At 63.7% G+C, this 19,526-nt stretch carries 25 protein-coding genes; 7 read left to right on the top strand and 18 right to left on the bottom strand.

Annotation, left to right across the window (positions count from 1 at the left end; translation table 11 throughout):
- Nucleotides 1–39: 39 nt before the first annotated feature.
- Genes ISG32_RS14990 through ISG32_RS14970 form a run of 5 tightly spaced genes read right to left on the bottom strand, consistent with a single transcriptional unit; the run spans nucleotide 40 to nucleotide 2,761 of the window.
- Nucleotides 40–582 carry a F0F1 ATP synthase subunit delta gene (locus tag ISG32_RS14990; RefSeq protein WP_194771815.1) on the bottom strand — a complete coding sequence of 181 codons (543 nt, stop codon included), beginning with the start codon at nucleotides 580–582 and terminating at the stop codon, nucleotides 40–42.
- 10 nt (nucleotides 583–592) lie between these two features.
- Entirely contained in the window at nucleotides 593–1,063 is a 471-nt protein-coding gene (locus ISG32_RS14985) for a F0F1 ATP synthase subunit B (protein ID WP_194771814.1), read from the bottom strand.
- A gap of 35 nt (nucleotides 1,064–1,098) precedes the next feature.
- The gene (atpE, locus tag ISG32_RS14980) at nucleotides 1,099–1,347 is read right to left on the bottom strand and encodes a F0F1 ATP synthase subunit C (protein WP_011803767.1); all 249 of its coding nucleotides are present in this window, start codon (nucleotides 1,345–1,347) and stop codon (nucleotides 1,099–1,101) included.
- Nucleotides 1,348–1,399: 52 nt separating this feature from the next.
- Nucleotides 1,400–2,266 (bottom strand): F0F1 ATP synthase subunit A, encoded by an 867-nt coding sequence (atpB, locus tag ISG32_RS14975; RefSeq protein ID WP_194771813.1) that lies wholly within the window; start codon nucleotides 2,264–2,266, stop codon nucleotides 1,400–1,402.
- Nucleotides 2,267–2,299: 33 nt separating this feature from the next.
- Complete coding sequence (locus tag ISG32_RS14970) at nucleotides 2,300–2,761, bottom strand: ATP synthase subunit I (protein WP_194771812.1); 462 nt, start codon at nucleotides 2,759–2,761, stop codon at nucleotides 2,300–2,302.
- A 284-nt stretch (nucleotides 2,762–3,045) separates the two neighbouring features.
- On the opposite strand from ISG32_RS14970, the gene ISG32_RS14965 reads away from it, so the two are divergent.
- The 3 genes from ISG32_RS14965 to lipA are packed head-to-tail and all read left to right on the top strand — an operon-like array spanning nucleotide 3,046 to nucleotide 5,049.
- Nucleotides 3,046–3,342, top strand: a complete 297-nt coding sequence (locus ISG32_RS14965) for a YbeD family protein (protein ID WP_194771811.1) — start codon at nucleotides 3,046–3,048, stop codon at nucleotides 3,340–3,342.
- Between the two features lie 23 nt (nucleotides 3,343–3,365).
- Complete coding sequence (lipB, locus tag ISG32_RS14960) at nucleotides 3,366–4,052, top strand: lipoyl(octanoyl) transferase LipB (protein ID WP_194771897.1); 687 nt, start codon at nucleotides 3,366–3,368, stop codon at nucleotides 4,050–4,052.
- 16 nt (nucleotides 4,053–4,068) lie between these two features.
- Nucleotides 4,069–5,049, top strand: a complete 981-nt coding sequence (gene lipA, locus ISG32_RS14955) for a lipoyl synthase (RefSeq protein WP_194771810.1) — start codon at nucleotides 4,069–4,071, stop codon at nucleotides 5,047–5,049.
- Nucleotides 5,050–5,151: 102 nt separating this feature from the next.
- Here lipA and fusA read toward each other — a convergent pair whose 3' ends face one another.
- Both fusA and norR read right to left on the bottom strand, forming a co-directional pair.
- On the bottom strand, nucleotides 5,152–7,173 hold the full coding sequence (gene fusA, locus ISG32_RS14950) for an elongation factor G (protein ID WP_194771809.1): 2,022 nt from the start codon (nucleotides 7,171–7,173) through the stop codon (nucleotides 5,152–5,154).
- A 420-nt stretch (nucleotides 7,174–7,593) separates the two neighbouring features.
- The gene (norR, locus tag ISG32_RS14945; protein ID WP_194771808.1) at nucleotides 7,594–9,198 is read right to left on the bottom strand and encodes a nitric oxide reductase transcriptional regulator NorR; all 1,605 of its coding nucleotides are present in this window, start codon (nucleotides 9,196–9,198) and stop codon (nucleotides 7,594–7,596) included.
- 160 nt (nucleotides 9,199–9,358) lie between these two features.
- On the opposite strand from norR, the gene hmpA reads away from it, so the two are divergent.
- Nucleotides 9,359–10,537 (top strand): NO-inducible flavohemoprotein, encoded by a 1,179-nt coding sequence (gene hmpA, locus ISG32_RS14940; RefSeq protein WP_194771807.1) that lies wholly within the window; start codon nucleotides 9,359–9,361, stop codon nucleotides 10,535–10,537.
- A gap of 39 nt (nucleotides 10,538–10,576) precedes the next feature.
- Here hmpA and ptsP read toward each other — a convergent pair whose 3' ends face one another.
- The 4 genes from ptsP to ISG32_RS14920 all read right to left on the bottom strand — a co-directional run bounded on the left by ptsP (nucleotide 10,577) and on the right by ISG32_RS14920 (nucleotide 13,885).
- The gene (gene ptsP / locus ISG32_RS14935; protein ID WP_194771806.1) at nucleotides 10,577–12,340 is read right to left on the bottom strand and encodes a phosphoenolpyruvate--protein phosphotransferase; all 1,764 of its coding nucleotides are present in this window, start codon (nucleotides 12,338–12,340) and stop codon (nucleotides 10,577–10,579) included.
- A 125-nt stretch (nucleotides 12,341–12,465) separates the two neighbouring features.
- Nucleotides 12,466–12,735 (bottom strand): HPr family phosphocarrier protein, encoded by a 270-nt coding sequence (locus ISG32_RS14930; RefSeq protein ID WP_194771805.1) that lies wholly within the window; start codon nucleotides 12,733–12,735, stop codon nucleotides 12,466–12,468.
- Nucleotides 12,704–13,156 carry a PTS sugar transporter subunit IIA gene (locus tag ISG32_RS14925; RefSeq protein WP_194771804.1) on the bottom strand — a complete coding sequence of 151 codons (453 nt, stop codon included), beginning with the start codon at nucleotides 13,154–13,156 and terminating at the stop codon, nucleotides 12,704–12,706. The genes ISG32_RS14930 and ISG32_RS14925 overlap by 32 nt, the downstream gene beginning before the upstream one ends.
- A 138-nt stretch (nucleotides 13,157–13,294) precedes the next feature.
- Nucleotides 13,295–13,885, bottom strand: a complete 591-nt coding sequence (locus tag ISG32_RS14920) for a hypothetical protein (protein WP_228529831.1) — start codon at nucleotides 13,883–13,885, stop codon at nucleotides 13,295–13,297.
- Nucleotides 13,886–14,079: 194 nt separating this feature from the next.
- Between ISG32_RS14920 and ISG32_RS14915 the strand changes: the two genes are divergently transcribed.
- The gene (locus tag ISG32_RS14915) at nucleotides 14,080–14,583 is read left to right on the top strand and encodes a TlpA disulfide reductase family protein (protein ID WP_194771803.1); all 504 of its coding nucleotides are present in this window, start codon (nucleotides 14,080–14,082) and stop codon (nucleotides 14,581–14,583) included.
- A 79-nt stretch (nucleotides 14,584–14,662) separates the two neighbouring features.
- On the opposite strand, the gene ISG32_RS14910 is transcribed toward ISG32_RS14915, so the two are convergent.
- Complete coding sequence (locus ISG32_RS14910; RefSeq protein WP_194771802.1) at nucleotides 14,663–15,124, bottom strand: c-type cytochrome; 462 nt, start codon at nucleotides 15,122–15,124, stop codon at nucleotides 14,663–14,665.
- A gap of 182 nt (nucleotides 15,125–15,306) precedes the next feature.
- Between ISG32_RS14910 and ISG32_RS14905 the strand changes: the two genes are divergently transcribed.
- Together ISG32_RS14905 and ISG32_RS14900 are read left to right on the top strand one after the other, a co-directional pair.
- Complete coding sequence (locus tag ISG32_RS14905; RefSeq protein ID WP_194771801.1) at nucleotides 15,307–15,963, top strand: cytochrome b/b6 domain-containing protein; 657 nt, start codon at nucleotides 15,307–15,309, stop codon at nucleotides 15,961–15,963.
- Nucleotides 15,964–16,145: 182 nt separating this feature from the next.
- Nucleotides 16,146–16,589 (top strand): GNAT family N-acetyltransferase, encoded by a 444-nt coding sequence (locus tag ISG32_RS14900; RefSeq protein WP_194771894.1) that lies wholly within the window; start codon nucleotides 16,146–16,148, stop codon nucleotides 16,587–16,589.
- On the opposite strand, the gene ISG32_RS14895 is transcribed toward ISG32_RS14900, so the two are convergent.
- The 6 genes from ISG32_RS14895 to rplP all read right to left on the bottom strand — a co-directional run bounded on the left by ISG32_RS14895 (nucleotide 16,565) and on the right by rplP (nucleotide 19,526).
- The gene (locus ISG32_RS14895) at nucleotides 16,565–17,083 is read right to left on the bottom strand and encodes a DUF523 domain-containing protein (RefSeq protein ID WP_228529830.1); all 519 of its coding nucleotides are present in this window, start codon (nucleotides 17,081–17,083) and stop codon (nucleotides 16,565–16,567) included. The genes ISG32_RS14900 and ISG32_RS14895 overlap by 25 nt on opposite strands.
- Before the next feature lie 34 nt (nucleotides 17,084–17,117).
- A complete protein-coding gene (locus tag ISG32_RS14890; RefSeq protein ID WP_194771800.1) occupies nucleotides 17,118–17,828 on the bottom strand; it encodes an SDR family oxidoreductase in 711 nt (236 codons plus the stop codon).
- Between the two features lie 154 nt (nucleotides 17,829–17,982).
- Nucleotides 17,983–18,489 (bottom strand): peroxiredoxin, encoded by a 507-nt coding sequence (locus tag ISG32_RS14885; protein WP_194771799.1) that lies wholly within the window; start codon nucleotides 18,487–18,489, stop codon nucleotides 17,983–17,985.
- Nucleotides 18,490–18,612: 123 nt separating this feature from the next.
- A complete protein-coding gene (rpsQ, locus tag ISG32_RS14880) occupies nucleotides 18,613–18,882 on the bottom strand; it encodes a 30S ribosomal protein S17 (RefSeq protein WP_194771798.1) in 270 nt (89 codons plus the stop codon).
- A gap of 13 nt (nucleotides 18,883–18,895) precedes the next feature.
- Entirely contained in the window at nucleotides 18,896–19,093 is a 198-nt protein-coding gene (gene rpmC, locus ISG32_RS14875; protein ID WP_166309895.1) for a 50S ribosomal protein L29, read from the bottom strand.
- Between the two features lie 16 nt (nucleotides 19,094–19,109).
- Nucleotides 19,110–19,526 (bottom strand): 50S ribosomal protein L16, encoded by a 417-nt coding sequence (gene rplP, locus ISG32_RS14870; RefSeq protein ID WP_166067925.1) that lies wholly within the window; start codon nucleotides 19,524–19,526, stop codon nucleotides 19,110–19,112.

Genomic DNA, 19,526 nt, shown 5'->3' with positions numbered 1-19,526 from the left:
CTCTTTCCTTCAATTTTGGTTAGCCGGGTCCTCGCCGCATCACGCAGTGAGGGCTGCTTTCATTTGTTCCAGTCGTGCCTTGACCGAGGTATCGAGCACCTCGTCTCCAACGACCACGCGCACGCCACCGATCAGCGCCTCATCCACCTTGGTGGAAAGCTCCAGCTTGCGGCCGAAACGCTTTTCGAGCGAAGCACGGAGATCGGCGAGAGCGGCCGCATCCATAGGGAAAGCGCTGTAGACCACTGCGTCCGAAGAACCCTTGCTGGCGTTCACCAGCGAGCGGAACTGGGCGGCGATCTCTGGCAGCACGTCCACGCGACCGTTGTCGATCACGGTCTTCAGGAAGTTGGTGGCCATGGCAGGCAGCTGCGTGCGGATGACCGAAGTGAACAGGCCGAGCAGCTGCTCGGGCGTCACTTTCGGGTTGTCGGCCAGCGAGCGGACTTGAGGATCGGCGGCAATCGCCGCCAGCTCGTCCGCCCAGGAAGCCGTGGCCGTCAGGTCCACGCCCGCAACATCCTTGCAGGCCTTGAACAGAGCCTCAGCGTAAGGGCGGGCAATGGTGGCGAGTTCTGCCATGGTTGCTCCCTTACAGCTCGGTCTTCAGACGGTTCAACAGATCCGCGTGAACGCCAGCGTTGACTTCCTTGCGGAGAATCTGCTCGGCTCCCTTGACGGCCAATGCCGCCACCTGCTCGCGCAGGGCTTCACGGGCTTGAATCGACTGTTGTTGGGCTTCGGCCTGTGCTGCAGCGACAATCTTGTTGCCTTCTTCTGTAGCGCGTGCTTTCGCCTCTTCAATGATGGCCTGCGCGCGACGCTCGGCATCAGCCAGGCGCGTTGCAGTTTCGTTGCTGGCAGCGGTCAATTCCTGCTTCACGCGCTGGTCAGCAGCGGCGAGTTTGGTCTTGGCACGGTCAGCAGCAGCGAGACCATCAGCGATTTTCTGGGCTCGTTCATCCAGTGCCTTCGCGATCGGGGGCCACACGAACTTCATCGTGAACAGCGCCAGGATCAGGAAAACAATGGCCTGAACGAACAGGGTCGCATTGATACTCACGGCAACACCTTTCTATCTAGGGCGTTGATCGGAGCTTAAGCCAGGACGAAGGGGTTGGCGAAAGCGAACAGCAGGGCGATGGCAACACCGATCAGGAACGCAGCGTCGATCAGACCGGCCAAGATGAACATCTTGGTTTGCAGTTCGTTGATCAGTTCAGGCTGGCGTGCCGACGATTCCAGGAACTTGCCACCCATCAGAGCGATACCGATCGAAGCGCCGATAGCGCCGAGACCCACGATCAGACCACAAGCCAGAGCGACGAGACCGAGAATGTTTTCCATGATGACTCCAAGAAATGAAAGAAAGAAAGGTTAAGGAAAAGGAAAGGAAGGATCAGTGAGCTTCATGTGCCTGGCCGAGGTAAATCAGCGTCAGCATCATGAAAATGAAGGCCTGCAGGGTGATGATCAGAATGTGGAAGATCGCCCAGATAGAGCCTGCAATGATGTGCCCCACGGGGAGCAACACACCAGAGAGCGACATAGCGGCTGCGCCACCCATCAGGGCAATCAGCATGAACACCAACTCACCAGCGTACATGTTGCCGAACAGTCGCATGCCGTGCGAAACCGTCTTGGCAACGTATTCAATGATCTGCATGAGCAGATTCACAACGCCGAGGATCACGGCGAAGATGGGGTTCTTGCTGGTGCCGAACGGTGCAGTCACCAGTTCGTGAGCCCAGCCGCCAGCGCCCTTGATCTTGACGCTGTAGAAGAAGCACAGGATCAGAACGGCGGAAGACAGGCCCAGCGTGGTGGACAGGTCGGCGGTGGGCACCACGCGCAGATAGGCGTGTGCGTCACCCGTGCCGTGTTGCCACAGGACTGGCAGCAGATCCACCGGCAGCATGTCCATCGCGTTCATCAGGAAGATCCAGACGAACACGGTCAGAGCCAGAGGAGCGATGAATTTGCGCGATTGCGCGTTGTGGATGTTGGCCTTGGCCTGGTTGTCCACCATTTCCACCAGCATTTCCACCGCCGCCTGGAAGCGACCGGGAACACCGGAGGTGGCTTTGCGCGCGGCAAGCCAGAAGAGGAACAAAAACACCGCGCCAAGAATCACACTAACGGCGATCGAGTCGAGGTTCACCACGGAGAAGTCGATGATGGACTTCTGCTTGATGTTTTGGAGATGCTGCAAGTGGTGACGGATGTACTCACTGGCAGTCATGACGTGCGCTTCTTCTGCGGCCATCGGACAACTCTTCTCTCAATTAATCAATCAGTTCTACTTGCTGCGACGCACCAGCAGTGCGACCCAGTAAGCCTTCATAGTGACGACCATGCCTATCAGCAAAGCCAACCAGCTCACTCCGGCAACGATCCGGGGTGCAGCCGCCAGCATGGCCACCGTCAACAAAATCTTGACCAGCTCCCAGCCAAAGAGCCCGACCATGGCACCACCAGCGGAGCCGCCGCGTCCGCGAGCCAAGCCTCGCGCAAACACCAGCGACGGTATCACCACCGACAGTGACCCATATGCCACCGAGTACGCAATCTGCGCCTTCGACGACACCAGCCACGCCACCAGCACGGCTGCCACCCCCACCAGCGCCTGAGCCATGACGATCCACCAGATGGAGAGCGTCTTGTGTCTCGCGCGCCATTCCTGCGCTTCCTGCGCGGTCAGGGGCTTGAAATCGGAATCTTCGACCTCAGTTTCAGTCTCGGGCGTCATGTCTTTGTTCATTAGGCGACGCCCCTGTAACAGACTAAATCTTTAACAAAGCTCTTGATTATAAATAGAAACCCGGACAGGTCGATAGCACCCGCCCGGTTTCTTACATTCCAGGGGCGCTGCCGCATGTTCTGTCGCCCTCAACCAACGGGCGGTGGCATCCACACAAACTTTGCTTGCCAAAGCGTTCCGGCCCTGCTTTGACAGGGGCTTAGCGCCATGGAGCTTGCGATTTTGCACTTTGCCCTTACATGATGGTGACAGGCAATCCACCCCAAGACTGCGAGTACACCACCATGACGACCGAAGCCACCACCCAAACCCCCGATCCCCGCAAGGAATCCCTGATCGAATATCCCTCCAAGTTCCCCATCAAGGTCATGGGTGACGACGCGGAAGGCTTCGTGCAGTCGGTGACCAAAATCGCCGAGGAGTTCGACCCCACCTTTGACGCCAGCACGGTCGAGCTGCGCAAAAGCACGGGCGGAAAATACCTTGGCGTGACGGTGACGATCACCGCCACCAGCCGCGAGCAGCTGGACAGCATCTACCGCGCATTCACCTCGAACCCCATGGTCAAGGTCGTGCTGTAAGGCCTGCCGTGACCGATCCCTTCATGCAGGTTCGCGCGCTTGGGCGGGTCGACTATGTCGACACCGCCCTTTCCATGCAGCAATTCACCCAGAGCCGCACCGCAGACACCCCCGACGAACTCTGGCTGTGCGAGCACGAACCGGTGTTCACGCAGGGCATCGCCGGCAAGGCCGATCACCTGCTGCACCCGGGCGACATCCAGATCGTGCAGACCAACCGCGGCGGCCAGGTGACCTACCACGGCCCGGGACAGCTGGTCGCCTACCCGCTGGTCGATCTGCGCCGCGCGGGCTACTTCGTCAAGGAATACGTCTACCGCCTCGAAGAAGCGGTGATCCGCACGCTGATGCACTTCGGCGTCACCGGGCACCGTGTCGCTCATGCGCCCGGCGTCTACGTGCGGCTGGACGACCCGGCTGGCCACGGCATGCTCGCACAGCGCCCACAGAAGGGTCTTGGGAAGGACGACGCACAGGACTTCACCGGACTTGGGAAAATCGCCGCTCTGGGCATCAAGGTCTCTCAGCACTGCACCTACCATGGCCTGGCGCTGAACGTGAACATGGATCTCGAGCCCTACACCCGAATCAACCCTTGTGGCTACGCAGGGCTGCGCACGGTGGACCTCTCTACAATGGGCGTCACCATCCCCATTGATGAGGCGGCCCATGTGCTGGCAGACCAGCTGCAGCGCCGCCTTGCACCCTGAACAGACGAGCAGAGTCATGAGCACACCCGAAGTCGTACGCGAAGCGCAATCGGCAGAAGCCTACAACCCGCTGGCCAAGCAGAAGGCTGCCGCCAAACTCTCGCGCATTCCCATCAAGGTCGAGCAGGGCGAAGTCCTCAAGAAGCCCGAGTGGATCCGCGTGAAGGCGGGCTCGCCCACCACGCGCTTCTACGAGATCAAGGACATCCTGCGCGAGAACAAGCTGCACACGGTCTGCGAAGAAGCCTCCTGCCCCAACATCGGTGAATGCTTCGGCAAGGGCACGGCCACCTTCATGATCATGGGTGACAAGTGCACCCGCCGCTGCCCCTTCTGCGACGTGGGCCATGGCCGCCCCGATCCGCTGGACAAGGACGAGCCGCTCAACCTCGCCAAGACGATTGCGCAGCTGCGCCTGAAGTACGTGGTCATCACCAGCGTCGACCGCGACGATCTGCGCGACGGCGGCTCCGGCCACTTCGTCGAGTGCATCAAGAACATCCGCGAGCTGTCGCCGCAGACGCAGATCGAAATCCTCGTGCCCGACTTCCGTGGCCGCGACGACCGCGCGCTGGAAATCCTCAAGGCCGCGCCGCCCGACGTGATGAACCACAACCTCGAAACCGCACCGCGTCTGTACAAGGAAGCGCGTCCCGGTTCCGACTACCAGTTCAGCCTGAACCTGCTCAAGAAGTTCAAGGCGCTGCACCCCAATGTGCCAACCAAGAGCGGCATCATGGTGGGCCTGGGCGAGACCGACGAAGAGATCCTGCAGGTGATGCGCGACATGCGCGCGCATGACATCGACATGCTCACGATCGGCCAGTACCTCGCGCCCTCCAACAGCCACCTGCCGGTGCGCCGCTACGTGCATCCCGACACCTTCAAGATGTTCGAAGAAGAAGCCTACAAGATGGGCTTCACGCACGCCGCCGTCGGCGCGATGGTGCGCTCCAGCTACCACGCGGACCAGCAGGCACACGCCGCAGGCGTTTGATTCTTCAGACGCTGAGCTCCAAGAAAAACCGCGCCAGATCGGCGCGGTTTTTTTATGCATGAAAGAAAGCGCCCGCCGCATGGCGAGGCACTTCCTTGTCGGTCAGGCAGCGGCCCGTTCAGCCACCGCCTGTGGTGCCACCTGGTAGCCATCGAACTGCATCGAATACTGCGCGCGGCCCGATGAGAGCGCACGCAGCGTGCCGATGTAGCCGAACATCTCCTTGAGCGGCACCAGCGCGTCGATCACCGTCGCGCCCACACGCAGCGCATGACCGCGCACCTGGCCTCGGCGGCGGTGCAGATCACCGATCACATCGCCCAGATACTCGGCGGGCGTGATCACCTCGACGGCCATCACCGGCTCCAGCAGTTGCGGCTTCGCTTTCAGAAACACGCTGCGCAGCGCATGCGCCGCAGCCAACTCGAAGACCATCGCCGACGAGTCGCGCTCGTGAAAACCGCCATCGAGCAGCACCGCGCGGAAATCGACGGCCGGATAGCCCGCCATCGGTCCCGCTTCAGCCGCTCGCCGAACGCCGGCCTCCACCGCCGGGACGAACTCGCGCGGAATGGCTCCGCCCACGATCCTGCTCTCGAACTGCACGCCGGCGCCACGCTCCAAAGGCTCGATGCGCAGCGTGAGCTGCGCGAACTGCCCGGGGCCACCGCTTTGCTTCTTGTGCACATGCGACAGCTCCGCCGCTGCGGCAATGGTCTCGCGATAGGCCACCTGCGGGCGACCCACGACCACCTCCACGCCGTAGCGCTCGCGCAGCTTGTTGACGGCCACCTCGAGCTGCAGCTCGCCCATGCCCGACAGAATCGTCTGACCCGATTCCTCGTCCTGACGAAGGCGCAGGCTCGGGTCCTCGCGCAGCATGTTGTGCAGCGCACGGGACAGGCCCTGCTGGTCGGCCTTGGTGCGCGGCTCGAGCGCGAGATGGATCACCGGCTCGGGCACGGCGATGGATTCCAGTTGCACCGGATGTGCAGGATCGCTCAGGGTCTGCCCCGTGAGCGTGTCCTTGAAACCCACCACCGCAGCGATTTCACCAGCCACCAGCTCGTCGCGTTCCACGCGCTTGTCGGCATGCATCTCATAGAGGCGCGCGGCACGCTCCATGCGCCCCGTGCCCGTGTTGAGCACCATGTCGCCACGGCGCAAACGGCCCGCATACAGGCGCACGAAGACCATGCTGCCGTGCTCGTCCGCAACCACCTTGAAGGCCAGCGCGGCAAGCGGCGCATCGACGTTCGCATCAACCGATCCTTCGCGTTCGCCCGGAGCGGGAAGCCAGTCGACCACCGCATCCAGCAAGGTCTCCACGCCACGGTTGCGGAAGGCGGAACCCGCGAGCACCGGCACCAAGGCGCGCCGCTGCACACCGAGGCGAATGCATCGCTGCAGTTGCTCGAGCGACGGCTCTTCGCCGCGCAGCCAGGCCTCCAGCGCCGCGTCATCCTGCTCGACCACGGCCTCCAGCAGACGCTCACGAGCGGCCTGCGCCGCCGCCAGCATCTCGATAGGAACAGCGGTGTTCTGCGGCGGCTGCGATGCGTCGTCACGCACCCAGGTCAGCGCACGCATGCGCAGCAGATCCACGACACCGACGAAGCCCGCCTCCGCGCCAATGGGCATGTGCACGGGCACGGCGATCACGCCCAGACGCTCGCGCATCGACGCGACCACGCGCTCGAAGTCCGCGCCCGTGCGATCGAGCTTGTTGACGAACGCGATGCGCGGCACGCCGTGCCGGTCGGCAAGACGCCAGTTGGTTTCAGTCTGCGGCTCCACGCCGGCGACGCCATCCAGCACGACGACCGCGCCGTCGAGCACGCGCAGCGCTCGTCCGACCTCGATGTTGAAGTCGATGTGGCCGGGCGTGTCGATCAGGTTGATCTGCACGTCGCGCCAGCGCACGGTGGTCGCCGCGCTGTGGATGGTGATGCCGCGACGGCGCTCCTCCGGATCGAAGTCCATGTGGGCAGCACCGTCGTGCACTTCGCCCATGCGATGGCTTTCGCCCGTGTGGAAAAGGATGCGCTCGCTGGTGGTGGTCTTGCCCGCGTCGACGTGGGCAATGATGCCGATGTTGCGGATGTTTCTTGGGTGGTTGTTCATGGTGAATCTTTCCGGCCTTCTTCACGCTGGAAGAAGGCCTCATGTCGGGACGATCAAGCCGCCCCGGCATGGATTCACCGGAGCTGGCTCAGCTCAGAAATGCAATCGATCGGCCGGAACACGGGCGCACGCGCGCACGCAGCCACCCCGCGTTCCGGCGAGCGGGAATCGTGGCGATCAACTTGTCGAACGTGCGGGTGAACATGATTCAAAAAATGAACAAAGCGAAAAAACAAAACCCCGGAAGACCTTGCCTGCCGGGGTTTGTGAGCCGGAAGGACACTGCCTTCCGAATGCCATCGAAAGGACGCAGCTATGCAGCGAACGTGATTTGGAGGGCGTTGAATTTGAACATCCGCATATTGTCTTCCTTTCTCAAAAAGCCTGCAAGGCGCGATGCATGCCGCGCGCGGCCCGCGCTCATGGCGATGGCACGCCAAGACGCCGTGCCAGACGCTGCAGATTCGCGCGGTCCATCTGCAACTCGCGTGCCGCGGCCGCCCAGCTCGAGCCATTGCGCGCAAGGCTCTGCGCGATCAGCTGGCGCTCATAGTTCTCCACGGCGCTGCGAAGCCCCATCGCTGGCATCGGCTCCGCATCGCTCGGCAATGGCACCGCCGAAGCATCCCCGGCGGAGCGCTGCGCGAGCCCCGGTCCCGGCCCCAGATCCTGACGCCGCAGCGTGACGATGCGCGCGCGCCGCGTGCTGCGCCCGCCGGATTCCGGCGCGCGGCTCAGCGCCTTGAGCACCGCACGACTCAGCAGATGCTCAAGCTCGCGCACGTTGCCTGGCCAGTCCTGCTGGAGCAGCGCTGCCTGTGCATCGGCATCGAGCCGCAGCCCGCCAAGCGCAAGTCTGGATCGGTTCTCTTCCAGAAAAAATCCCGCGAGCTGCAGCACGTCGCTGTCACGCTCGCGCAGCGCGGGCACCTGCAGCGGATACACGCTGAGGCGATGAAAGAAATCCGCGCGCATGCGGCCCGCCTGCACTTCCTGCGCAAGATCGCGGTTGGTGGCGGCGATGATGCGCACATCGACGTGGTGCTCGCGATCCGAGCCGAGGCGCTGCAGCTGACCGCTTTGCAGCACGCGCAGCAGCTTGGCCTGCACGGGCAGCGACAGCTCGCCCACCTCGTCAAGAAACAACGTGCCGCCATGCGCCTGCTCGAACTTGCCGCGCCGCTCCGACAGAGCGCCGGTGAACGCGCCGCGCACATGGCCGAAGAGTTCGCTCTCCACCAGATTTTCGGGAAGCGCCGCGCAGTTGATGCTCACCAGAGGCCGACCCGCCCGCGTCGAGCGCGAGTGCACGGCCTGCGCGACGAGCTCCTTGCCCACGCCCGTCTCTCCGGTGATCAGCACCGTCAGATCGCTCTCGGCCACCAGCGCGATGTCGGCCTTGAGCTTCTGCATCGCCGGGCTCTGGCCGATCAGGCTGCGCGGCGCAGACGCATCGGCTCCCGCACTGCTGCCTGCACCACGAAGGGCTCCCGCGTGCGCCGCCGCACTGGTCAACTGGCTCACGCGCTGCGCCGTGGTGACCGTCGCCGCCGCGAGATTGCTGAAGGCCTGCAGCACGGCCAGCGAATGCGGATCGGACAAGCGCCCTTCCTCCAGGGCATCCAGCGTGAGCAGCCCCCATGTCACGCCACCGACCTGCAGCACGCAGCCCATGCAGTCGTGCACATGCAGCGCTCCATCCGGCGCGTTGACCAGTCCGTCGTAGGGGTCGGGCAAGGGACTGTCGGGCGCAAAGCGCATGGCCTGCCCCGCCGCCATCAGCTGCGCAAAGCGCGGATGCTCGGCGATGCGAAAGCGCCTGCCCAATGCGTCCGGCACCAGCCCGTCGATCGCGAGCGGACGCAGCCATTCGCCGTCCTCCAGCTTCAGCAGCGCTGCGGCATCTGCTGGAAGCACGGTGCGCAACGCCGCCAGCAGCCGGCGCAACCGCTCGCGCTCGGACAGCTCCTGCGCCAGATCGGCGACCAGAGGGATCAGGGCATGCAGCGTGGCGGAGATAGTCAATTTGACACCTTGCACCGTCAAAAAGACGCGTATTGATGAAAGTCATATTGACTCACATTTCAGCAAACCTTTGTCAAGCAATGGATTTTCAACTGGCACGTCGATTGCAAAGAAGTGAGCAGACACCTTTTTCAATGACGCACAAGGAGCTTTTTCACCGATGCTGACCGAACAACAGAAAAACATCGTCCGATCCACCGTCCCGCTGCTGGAAACCGGCGGCGAGGCGCTCACCTCGCACTTCTACCGGATCATGCTGGCCGAGCATGCCGAGGTGCGCCCGCTCTTCAACTCGGCCCACCAGCAAAGCGGCGCGCAGCCACGGGCGCTCGCCCACAGCGTGCTCATGTACGCCAAGCACATCGACCGTCTTGAGGCACTGGGCGATCTGCCCGCGCAGATCATCAACAAGCACGTGGCGCTGCAGGTGCAGCCCGAGCACTACCCCATCGTCGGCGGCTGCCTGCTGCGTGCGATCCGCGAGGTGCTGGGGGCCGAGATCGCCACCGACGAAGTGCTGGCCGCTTGGGGGGCCGCCTACCAGCAGCTCGCCGACATCCTGATCGGCGCGGAAGCCCAGGCCTACGATCGCAACGCCGGCGTCGACGGTGGCTGGCGCGGTGCGCGCGCCTTCATCGTGCGCAAGAAGATGCAGGAGAGCAGCGAGATCACGTCGCTGCACCTCGTGCCCGCCGACGGCGGCATGGTCATGGCGCACGAGCCCGGTCAGTACATCGGTCTGCGTCTGGTCATCGACGGCGAGGAACAGCGCCGCAACTACTCACTCTCCGCGCCAAGCAACGGCGAGAGCCTGCGCATCAGCGTGAAGCGCGAACCCGGCGGCAAGGCGTCCAACCATCTGCACGACGCCGTCAAGGAGGGCGATACGCTGCAGGTCTTCCCTCCGGCGGGACACTTCACGCTCAAGGACAACGACCGCCCGCTGGTGCTGATCAGCGGCGGCGTCGGCATCACCCCGACACTGCCGATGCTGCAGGCAGCGCTGCTGACCGAGCGCGAGATCACCTTCATCCACTGCGCGCGCGAACGCGGCGTGCATGCGTTCCGCGACCAGATCGACGCGCTCGCGCAGCAGCATCCACAGCTCACGCGCCACTATTGCTACGACCGCGCCACCGCGGAGGACGACGTGAGCGCGCAGGGCCTGCTGACGGCGCAGCAGCTTGGCGACTGGCTGCCCGCAGCGCGCGATGCCGACGTGTACTTTCTCGGCCCGCGTGGATTCATGCGTTCGGTGAAGCAATCGCTTGCGCAACTGGGCGTGCCCAAGGAGCAGGTGCACTACGAGTTCTTCGGCCCCGCCGAAGCACTGGACTGAAGACCACGCTGGATGCAGCGGACGATCTGCGCTGCGGCCTCAACCGCCGCTGCAGATCGCTTCCGGCTCGTCGCTGTCGAGCACCGTGCGGGCCCACTCGGTGAGCCTGCCCGCATCGGCCCGCAGAATCTCCTGCTTGACCGCGAGAATCTGCGCCGGATGCATCGAGAAACTGCGCAGACCGAAGCCGAGCAGCAGCTTGGTCATGGCCACGTCGCCGGCCATTTCTCCGCAGACGCTGACCCCCTTGCCCGCCTCGTTCGCCGCCGCGATCACGTCGGCGATCAGGCGCAGCACGGCCGGGTGCATCGGGTCGTAGAGATGCGCGACGGCCTCGTCCGCGCGGTCGATGGCGAGCGTGTACTGCACGAGATCATTCGTGCCGATGGAGAGATAGTCGAAGTACTTCAGAAAGCTGCGCACCATGAGCGCGGCGGCCGGCACTTCGATCATCGCTCCGATCTTGAGCTCGCCGTACGGCACGCCGCGCGTGTCGAGTTCGGAGCGGGCGATGTCGAGCTGCGCAAGCGTCTGCCGGATCTCCCCCACGCCGGACAGCATGGGAAACAGCAGGTGCACCGGACCGTGCACCGCCGCGCGCAGGATCGCGCGCAGCTGGGCGCGGAACATCACCGCATCGGCCAGACTCCAGCGGATCGCGCGCAGACCCAGAGCCGGATTGAGCACCGAGTTCTCCCGCTGGCCTTTGTCGAGCGGCTTGTCCGCGCCGATGTCGATGGTGCGGATCGTCACCGGCGCGCCCTTCATGCCCTCAAGCGCCTCGCGGTACGACTGGTACTGCTCGTCCTCGTCCGGCATGATTCCGGCGCGCCCCATGAACAGGAATTCGGTGCGGAACAGGCCCACGCCAGCCGCGCCGCCACGCAGCGCCGCCTCGCAGTCGCTGGGCCGTTCGATGTTGGCGAGCAGCTCGATCGACTGCCCGTCAAGCGTGACGGCGGGCGTATGCCGCAGGCGCGACAGGCGTTCGCGTTCAAGCGACACCTGACGCCGACGGAATCCGTATTCTTCCAGGATGATCGGCGACGGATTGACGATCACCACGCCCGCATCGCCGTCGATGACCACCCAGTCGTCCTGACGCACGAGCTGGCTGGCGCTGCGCGCGCCGACCACCGCCGGGATGTCCATGCTGCGCGCCACGATGGCGGTGTGCGAGGTCTTGCCGCCCACGTCGGTGATGAAGCCCGCGAACACGCTGCTCTTGAACTGCAGCATGTCGGCCGGAGAAAGATCGTTGGCGACGAGCACCAGCGGGTCTTCGGCGAATTCTTCGCCGAGGCCGGTGAGCGTGGGCTGGGCCCTGCGCGGGCTGGCGGGCGGCGGCGCCACCGGGCTGGCCACGCCGCGCATGTAGCGCAGAATGCGCTCGGCCACCTGCTCGAGGTCGGCCTTGCGTTCGCGCAGGTACTCGTCCTCCATCTCGTCGAACTGGCGCGTGATGAGCTCCAGCTGCGTGGTCAGCGCCCATTCGGCGTTGTAGAGCCGGTCGGAGATCCAGCGCTTGACGCCGTTCTCGAGCAGCTCGTCCTGCAGCAGCATCAGATGCACGTCGAGCAGCGCGGCCAGCTCGTGCGGCGCGTCGGCCGGCAGGTCTTCCTGCATGCGCTTGAGCTCTTCGACCACGGTGTCGCGCGCGCGGCGCACGCGCTTGATCTCGTCGTGCACCTGCGTGGGCTCGATGAAATAGTGCACCACTTCCATGCGGCTGTTCACCGCAATCACCGCCCTGCCTATGGCGATTCCTGGAGCCACCGCCAATCCATGTATTGCAAATGTCATGGTCGCTCAGCCTCCAATTTTTGTCGCTGCCGCGGCATGGCCCATCGCCTCGTGCCGCAGCGTTTTCCGCTTCGAATCCCTGCTTCGCCCACTGCAGCCGCAGCGGGCGGAAGTCATTCAACCGTTCATTCGCCTTCGCCGAATTTTCCGTCGATCAGCGCGATCAGCGCATCCATCGATTCGGCTTCCTGCTCGCCATCGGTCTCGATCTCGATCTCGGTTCCGATGCCTGCCGCCAGCATCATGACGCCCATGATGCTCTTGGCGTTCACGCGGCGCTCGCCACGCGAGATCCACACGTCGCAGGGACAGCTGCCCGCCAGCTTGGTGAGCTTGGCCGATGCACGGGCGTGCAGTCCCAGTTTATTGCTGATGGTGATGCTTTTCTTGATCATTTGTAGAACTGTTCATTCGGACCTGATTCTGGGGCGCGGTGGGCGCGACCTGCATCACGCCCTGCGTGCCTCCCGACATGGCGCGCGCCACCAGCGAGTCAAGCTCTTCTCTGCGATAGCACACGGAGCGCAGCAGCATGGGCAGATTCACGCCACAGATCAGGCGCACGCGCTGACCATCCGTGAGCCGCTGGGCCACGTTGCAAGGCGTCGCGCCGAACACGTCGGTCAACAGCAGCACCTGTCCCCGATGCTGGTCGAGCATGGCCTGCGCCGCGGCCTGGGTTTCTTCCGGTGGCTCGTTGGGGGGAACGTCCAAGGCCTGCACTTCATCCGTGCATTCAGGAAACACGTGAAGCGCACATTCGCGCAGCGCGTGTGCCAAGGGTGCATGGGCGATGATGAGAATGTGCGTCGTCATGTTGGAAGAAGTCTGCCAGACATTATGGCGTGATGCCGGCATGCGCATGCCGGCCGGGGCGCTGAAACCGGCCGCGCGAGAAGCAAACAATCGTCGCGGTGCGGGTTTTCAGGGATGCGCATGCGCCCCACCAGCGGCCTATTGCAACGTGATCGACTCCAGAAAGCCGTCGGCCACGGCATCGTCCCTTTTGTCGGCGTAGACCACCGCGTGCACGAGTTGCACCTTGCCGCCTTTGAGCCGTGCAAACCAGACCGCGTCCACCTGCACCTCCGTGCCATCGGGCCTGCGCCCCACGCTCCGCATGCGCACCGACTGCGGAACGTTCAGCCCGCCCTTGCGCGAGAAGGCGCTCTCTTCGGGGGGCGTTCCAGCCGCCTGCCTGGGCAACTGCAGCTGCGCCCGAACGGCATCGTGCCAGAGCCCGAGCACGCCGCTGATGCGCGACGGATCGCTCAGCTCCATCCATGACATCGCGAACAGCGCCCCCTTGGCCTCGCAGCCGATCATGGAGAGCTCAACCTTGTCCCGCCCCAGCTCCACGGTCTTCGAGCCGTGATCGGGCTTGCAGGGAAGGGAGACGGTCAGCTGCGCGCGCTCGACCGGCACATTGCGCCAGTTGAGCGCCGGACTGCAGGCGGCGAGCGACCATGCCGCACATGCTCCCCAAGCCAGAGCACGCAGAGCGCGTCGCGCGGAGGTCTGCGAAAGGATGCCGAATGCTTGCATGCGGCGATTATGGGGTCAGCCTGCGCCTGCGCACTTCGGGGCCATCCCTTGCACGACCCGATAGAACTTTTGCCGCCGCAGCGGCTCCATCAGTCAACGCCCCGGTTTTTCGGGTTGCGGCACAATGGGAACCGTTGCCCGGCACGCTGGCTTCGATGGAACAACGAGCGGCGCGTCCTCTCAGGAACGATGAAATGAATCTCAAAAAGTGGCTGGCCGCCGCCGTGGTGGTGGCATTTGCAGGCGCAGGCGCCTGGGTTTTCCTCGGCACCGGCTCCGCGCCCGCGCCGCAGTCGACCTTTGTCCTGCTGGACGGCTCGACCAAGACCACCGAGCAGATGAAGGGCCGCGTGACCCTCGTGAACTTCTGGGCCACGAGCTGCACCACCTGCGTCGCGGAGATGCCCGAGATCGTCAGCACCTACCAGAAATACAAGGACAAGGGCTTCGACACGCTGGCCATCGCCATGCAGTACGACCCGCCGGCCTATGTGGTGAACTACGCCGAGTCGCGCAAGCTGCCCTTCCAGATCGCCATCGACAACACCGGCGCCAATGCCAAGGCCTGGGGCGACGTGAAGCTCACGCCCTCGACCTTCATCGTGGACAAGCAGGGCAAGATCGTGAAATCGTTCGTCGGCGCGCCCGACTTCGCCGAACTGCACAAGCTGATTGAAAAGCTCCTCTCGGAAGCCTGATCGATCCGCAGCTTCCCACAAGACAAAGAGGCCGACTCCATCGCTGGAGTCGGCCTCTTTGTCTTGTGCGGTCCGTCGCTTACTTGTTGCGATAGGCGTCGTGGCAGGACTTGCAGCTGTTGGCGGTCGCGCCGAACGCGGCCTTCATGCCTTCGAGCGTGCCGGTCTTGGTCGCGGCGGCCAGCTTGGCGGACTCGGCCACCAGCTTGTCGGCGTGCTCCTTGAACTTCTCGGGCTCCAGCCAGATGTCGTCCTTGGCCTTGGTGGGTGCGCCCTTTTCGGTGCCCGGACCGAAAGCCGCCCAAGGCAGCTTGGCCATCGCGGCCACCACGTCGGCATTTTCCTGCGCTGCCTTGGCGTCAAACGGGACCTTGCCCTGAGCCATCGCGCCCAGACGGCCGAAATGCTGCCCCATGACGAACAGTGCGCCCTGACGGTATTTGATGGCGTCTTCGGCCTTGGCGAACTGGGCCGAGGCGGGCAGCGCAAACAGGGTGCAGGCCGAGGCGGCAAGCATGGCGGCTAGAGCTTTGAATTTCATCGTGGTGACCTTTCTTTCTTGGTGGAATGGGGAACCCGGACACATTCACAATAGCCGACAAGGAGGTCGAAGGCATGACACATTCGCCCTTTGCCCACTATCATGAGCCATTGTGTACGCTTCCTATCGGAAGTGCACGCGGGTTGCGCTTTATTTCAAACAATGCCCACGGAATCCACCCCATGCCCCACACCTCCGTCCGCATCTGGGACCTTCCCACACGCCTGTTTCACTGGACACTGGCCGCCTGCGTGGTCGCCCTCGTAGTGACGGCCAAGCTCAACGCCATGGACTGGCACTTCCGGCTGGGCTACTGCGTGCTGGCGCTGCTGGTGTTCCGGGTGGTCTGGGGGCTGGTCGGCGGCTACTGGTCGCGCTTCAAGAGCTTTCTGTTCACCCCCGGCCAGTTCGCACGGCATCTTGCCGGCAAGGAAGACCACTCTGCCGGGCACTCTCCGCTGGGCGCGCTGTCGGTGTTCGCGCTGCTGCTCGCGCTCATCCTTCAGGTCACGACGGGGCTCATGAGCGACGATGAGATCTCCGTTTCGGGCCCGCTCGCACGCCATGTCTCGGGCGAACTGGTGAGCACCGCGACCTGGTGGCACGCCCGGATCGGCCAGTATCTGCTCTACGTGCTGGTCGGACTGCATGTGCTGGCGATCCTCGTCTACGCGGTGCGCGGCAAGAAGCTCGTCGGCCCGATGATCACCGGCGACAAGCAACTGCCCTCCGCCACCCCGTCCTCGCGCGACAGCGCGGGCACGCGCGTCGCCGCGCTGGTGCTGCTGGCCGCCGCAGGGGCGTTCGCCTGGTGGGTATCCACATTAGGGTCATTCTGAAATCGGACCGGCGCGCTCAGCGACTACACTGGGTCATCCTTGTTCTGAACGCGGACGCCTCCGCGTCATCGGCGGGAAGCGACAACGCATCTCGCGCCGATGGCCGGCCGCCGCGCCCTTGATTGCCCGTGGACGACCACTCCCCCTCCATCGACCTGATCATTCCCACGCAAGCCCACGAGATGGAAGTGGTGCGTGACATCTTCCGCGAATACGCCGGAACACTGGACGTCGACCTGTCGTTTCAGGATTTCGAAGAGGAACTGAGCACCCTGCCCGGTGAGTACGCCGCGCCGCGCGGCCAGATCCTGCTGGCCTACGTGGATGGCAGCCTCGCGGGCTGCTGCGCCCTGCGGCCTCTGGACTCCGCCGACTACACCAACGCCGCCGAGATGAAGCGCCTCTACGTGCGCAAGGCGTTCCGCGGCTTTGGGCTGGGGCGCACGCTGGTCGAGGGCATTCTGGACGCCGCTCGCCTGTCGGACTATGCCTGCGTGCTGCTCGACACGCTCGACGGCATGGAGTCCGCCCGCGCGCTCTACGCCGATCTCGGGTTTGAAGAAATCCCGCCGTACTATCACAACCCGGTCGCGGGCTCGCACTACCTCAAGGTGGATCTCGACTGAGCCGCGCGCTCGATGTCCGCAAGGCACATCGCCGCCTCATCCCACTGGTTCTCGCTGAACACCTGAACGCCGGCGGCCCTCAGCGCGGCAGCGCTCACCCCTTCGCGCTCCACGCGGACACCCGCAAAGCGGCCATCGGCGATCCATGAGCTGCCGCACGAAGGACTGCCCTCCTTGAGAACCGCCACGCGAATGCCTAACTCACGCACCAGACGCACAGCCCGTTCCGCGCCCAGCACAAAGGCCCCAGACACATCCCTGCCGTCGCGATCCACCACCCGCGCCCGGTGCACGAGCACGTCGGCGCCCGACGCGCCCGCCTCGATCTCCGCGGGAGCCCTCGGCGTGGGCAGCCCGCCCTCAGTCTCCGGGCACAGCAGGCGCAACCGTCCCTCGGCCCGCCAGCGCGCGAGCACCGGATGCGCCGATGGCCTGCTGGCGCCGTCATAACGCACCGGCACGCCCATCAGGCAGGCGCTGACCAGCACGGGCATCACGGCACGCTCCATCCGATGCTCAACACTGCCATCACACGCCGCGCATCAAACCGCCATCCACGCGCAGGTTCTGCCCGGTGATGTAGCTCGCGGCATCAGAGGCGAGAAACGCGATCGTCGCTGCGACCTCCTCCGCCTTGCCATAGCGCTGCATCGGCACGGCGGCGCGGCGCTCCTCCTTGGCCGGCAGACTGTCGATCCAGCCCGGCAACACGTTGTTCATGCGCACGCCGTCCTTGGCGTACTGGTCACAGAAGATCTTCGTGAAAGCCGCCAGGCCGGATCGCGCCATGGCCGACGTGGGAAACATCTCCGACGGCTCGAACGTCCATGCCGTGGAGATGTTCACGATGGAGCCACTCCCCTGCTTCTGCATGATCGGCGTGACGATGCGCACGGCGCGCACAACGTTGAGGAAATAGACCTCGAGTCCCTTGATCCAGTCCGCGTCCGAAATCTCCAGCAGCGGCCCCTTGGGGCCGTGCCCCGCGCCATTCACCAGCACGTCGATGCGCCCCCACCGCGCCATGACTGCGTCGACCAGCGCCTGGATGTCGGCCGCGTTCTGGTTTGACCCCGTCGCGCCCAGCCCACCCAGTTCGGCAGCCAACGCTTCGCCCTTGCCGGACGACGACAGAATCGCCACCTCAAAACCATCCGCCCGCAGCCTGCGCGCCGCTGCCGCCCCCATGCCGCTGCCTCCGGCGATGACCACCGCCACTTTCAAAGACTTCTCATTCATCATCATCTCCAAATCAGTGACTCGAATATAGCGGCCTCGGCGGCGAAGCCACGGCTTCTTCGACACCTCCGGCCCACAAAGCAAAAAGGCCCGCGGACATCATCCGCAGGCCTTCTTCATCGAACTTCCATCAGAAATTCAACGAATCACTCCATCAAGCCTTGGCTTGGCTGAGCATGGTGTCGGCATCGCTCACTTCAAACTTGCCAGGACCTTCAACGTTCAGGGTTGCCACCTTGCCATCCTTGACCAGCATGGAATAGCGGTTGCTGCGCAGGCCCAGACCCTTGCCGTTCAGATCCAGCGTCAGGCCAGTGGCCTTGGCGAAAGCGGCGTCGCCGTCGGCCAGCATGCGCACCTTGCCGTCGGTCTTCTGGTCACGCGCCCAGGCGCCCATCACAAAGGCGTCGTTCACCGACAGGCACCAGATTTCGTCCACGCCGGCCGCCTTCAGCTCGGCGGCCTTTTCCACGTAACCGGGCACGTGCTTGGCGGAGCAAGTGGGGGTGAAGGCGCCAGGCACGGCAAACACGGCAATGGTCTTGCCGGCCGAAGCCTTCTGCACGTCAACCGCGTTCGGGCCGAGGCTGCAGCCGTTGCCTTCGACTTCGGAATACTCCATCAGCGTTGCTGCGGGAAGTGTGTCGCCAACTTTGATCATTGCTTTGCTCCTTGTGGAATTGAACGAATTGGGTGCGAAAAACGCTTTCGACGCCCAAAAAGAAAAACGACCCACATTGTGGGTCGTTTCTTCAGGCCTTGCAGCCGGTAAAGCCTTTAAGGCTTACACCAGAACAGCCTTTTGCACCAAGCGGGTAGCAACCCAGTTCTTGGTCTTGGACAGCGGGCGGCTTTCCGTGATCTCGATGGTGTCACCCATCTTGAACTCACCCTTTTCGTCGTGCGCGTGATACTTGCTCGAACGAATCATGATCTTGTCATAGATCGGGTGCTTCACACGGCGCTCCACGAGCACCGTCACGGTCTTCTCACGCTTGTCGCTCACCACCTTGCCAATCAAGGTGCGCTTGAGGGATTTTTTAGCTTCCGTCATGTCGGCTCCTTAATTACTTGGCGGCTTGCTTTTCAGCAAGAATGGTCTTGGCACGAGCGATGTCGCGGCGAGTAGCCTTGAGCGTCGCTGTGTTACCCAGTTGTTGCGTAGCCTTTTGCATGCGCAGACCGAAGTGTGCCTTTTGCAGGGACTTCACTTCGGCTTCCAGGCCGGCCACGTCTTTTTGGCGGAGTTCAGCAGATTTAGTCATTTCTCATATCTCCTGATCAAGCACCGATGTGACGGGCAACGAACGTGGTGCGCAGCGGCAGCTTGGCAGCAGCCAGGCGGAACGCTTCACGAGCCAGCTCTTCGGGAACACCAACGATCTCGTAGAGCACCTTGCCGGGCTGAATTTCAGCGACGTAGTACTCTGGATTGCCCTTACCGTTACCCATACGGACTTCAGCAGGCTTGGTCGAGATTGGCTTGTCGGGGAACACACGAATCCAGATGCGGCCACCGCGCTTGACGTGACGAGAAATCGCACGACGAGCAGCTTCGATCTGGCGGGCCGTCAGACGGCCACGGTCCGTGGACTTCAAACCGAAATCGCCGAAGGCAACAGTGTTGCCGCGAGTGGCGATACCGGTATTGCGGCCTTTGTGTTCCTTGCGGAACTTACGGCGTGCAGGTTGCAGCAT

Origin of the sequence: Diaphorobacter caeni (genome assembly GCF_015354245.1) — a bacterium.
Taxonomy (GTDB): Bacteria; Pseudomonadota; Gammaproteobacteria; order Burkholderiales; family Burkholderiaceae_C; genus Diaphorobacter_A; species Diaphorobacter_A caeni.
Note: the sequence above shows the minus strand (reverse complement) of the source record. Positions and strands in the feature narration are given on the sequence as shown.

Bases quoted from the DNA above. Each gene is read 5' to 3' on its own strand.
- hmpA (WP_194771807.1), top strand. From the start codon at position 9,359: ATGCTGACCGAACAACAGAAAAACATCGTCCGATCCACCGTCCCGCTG.
- ISG32_RS14915 (WP_194771803.1), top strand. From the start codon at position 14,080: ATGAATCTCAAAAAGTGGCTGGCCGCCGCCGTGGTGGTGGCATTTGCA.
- ISG32_RS14905 (WP_194771801.1), top strand. From the start codon at position 15,307: ATGCCCCACACCTCCGTCCGCATCTGGGACCTTCCCACACGCCTGTTT.
- lipA (WP_194771810.1), top strand. From the start codon at position 4,069: ATGAGCACACCCGAAGTCGTACGCGAAGCGCAATCGGCAGAAGCCTAC.
- ISG32_RS14890 (WP_194771800.1), bottom strand. From the start codon at position 17,828: ATGAATGAGAAGTCTTTGAAAGTGGCGGTGGTCATCGCCGGAGGCAGC.
- rpsQ (WP_194771798.1), bottom strand. From the start codon at position 18,882: ATGACGGAAGCTAAAAAATCCCTCAAGCGCACCTTGATTGGCAAGGTG.
- ISG32_RS14930 (WP_194771805.1), bottom strand. From the start codon at position 12,735: ATGATCAAGAAAAGCATCACCATCAGCAATAAACTGGGACTGCACGCC.
- ISG32_RS14885 (WP_194771799.1), bottom strand. From the start codon at position 18,489: ATGATCAAAGTTGGCGACACACTTCCCGCAGCAACGCTGATGGAGTAT.
- ISG32_RS14990 (WP_194771815.1), bottom strand. From the start codon at position 582: ATGGCAGAACTCGCCACCATTGCCCGCCCTTACGCTGAGGCTCTGTTC.
- ISG32_RS14900 (WP_194771894.1), top strand. From the start codon at position 16,146: ATGGAAGTGGTGCGTGACATCTTCCGCGAATACGCCGGAACACTGGAC.
- atpB (WP_194771813.1), bottom strand. From the start codon at position 2,266: ATGGCCGCAGAAGAAGCGCACGTCATGACTGCCAGTGAGTACATCCGT.
- ISG32_RS14910 (WP_194771802.1), bottom strand. From the start codon at position 15,124: ATGAAATTCAAAGCTCTAGCCGCCATGCTTGCCGCCTCGGCCTGCACC.
- fusA (WP_194771809.1), bottom strand. From the start codon at position 7,173: ATGAACAACCACCCAAGAAACATCCGCAACATCGGCATCATTGCCCAC.
- ptsP (WP_194771806.1), bottom strand. From the start codon at position 12,340: ATGACATTTGCAATACATGGATTGGCGGTGGCTCCAGGAATCGCCATA.
- lipB (WP_194771897.1), top strand. From the start codon at position 3,366: ATGCAGGTTCGCGCGCTTGGGCGGGTCGACTATGTCGACACCGCCCTT.
- ISG32_RS14895 (WP_228529830.1), bottom strand. From the start codon at position 17,083: ATGCCCGTGCTGGTCAGCGCCTGCCTGATGGGCGTGCCGGTGCGTTAT.
- ISG32_RS14965 (WP_194771811.1), top strand. From the start codon at position 3,046: ATGACGACCGAAGCCACCACCCAAACCCCCGATCCCCGCAAGGAATCC.
- ISG32_RS14920 (WP_228529831.1), bottom strand. From the start codon at position 13,885: ATGCAAGCATTCGGCATCCTTTCGCAGACCTCCGCGCGACGCGCTCTG.
- atpE (WP_011803767.1), bottom strand. From the start codon at position 1,347: ATGGAAAACATTCTCGGTCTCGTCGCTCTGGCTTGTGGTCTGATCGTG.
- rpmC (WP_166309895.1), bottom strand. From the start codon at position 19,093: ATGACTAAATCTGCTGAACTCCGCCAAAAAGACGTGGCCGGCCTGGAA.
- ISG32_RS14925 (WP_194771804.1), bottom strand. From the start codon at position 13,156: ATGACGACGCACATTCTCATCATCGCCCATGCACCCTTGGCACACGCG.
- ISG32_RS14970 (WP_194771812.1), bottom strand. From the start codon at position 2,761: ATGAACAAAGACATGACGCCCGAGACTGAAACTGAGGTCGAAGATTCC.
- rplP (WP_166067925.1), bottom strand. From the start codon at position 19,526: ATGCTGCAACCTGCACGCCGTAAGTTCCGCAAGGAACACAAAGGCCGC.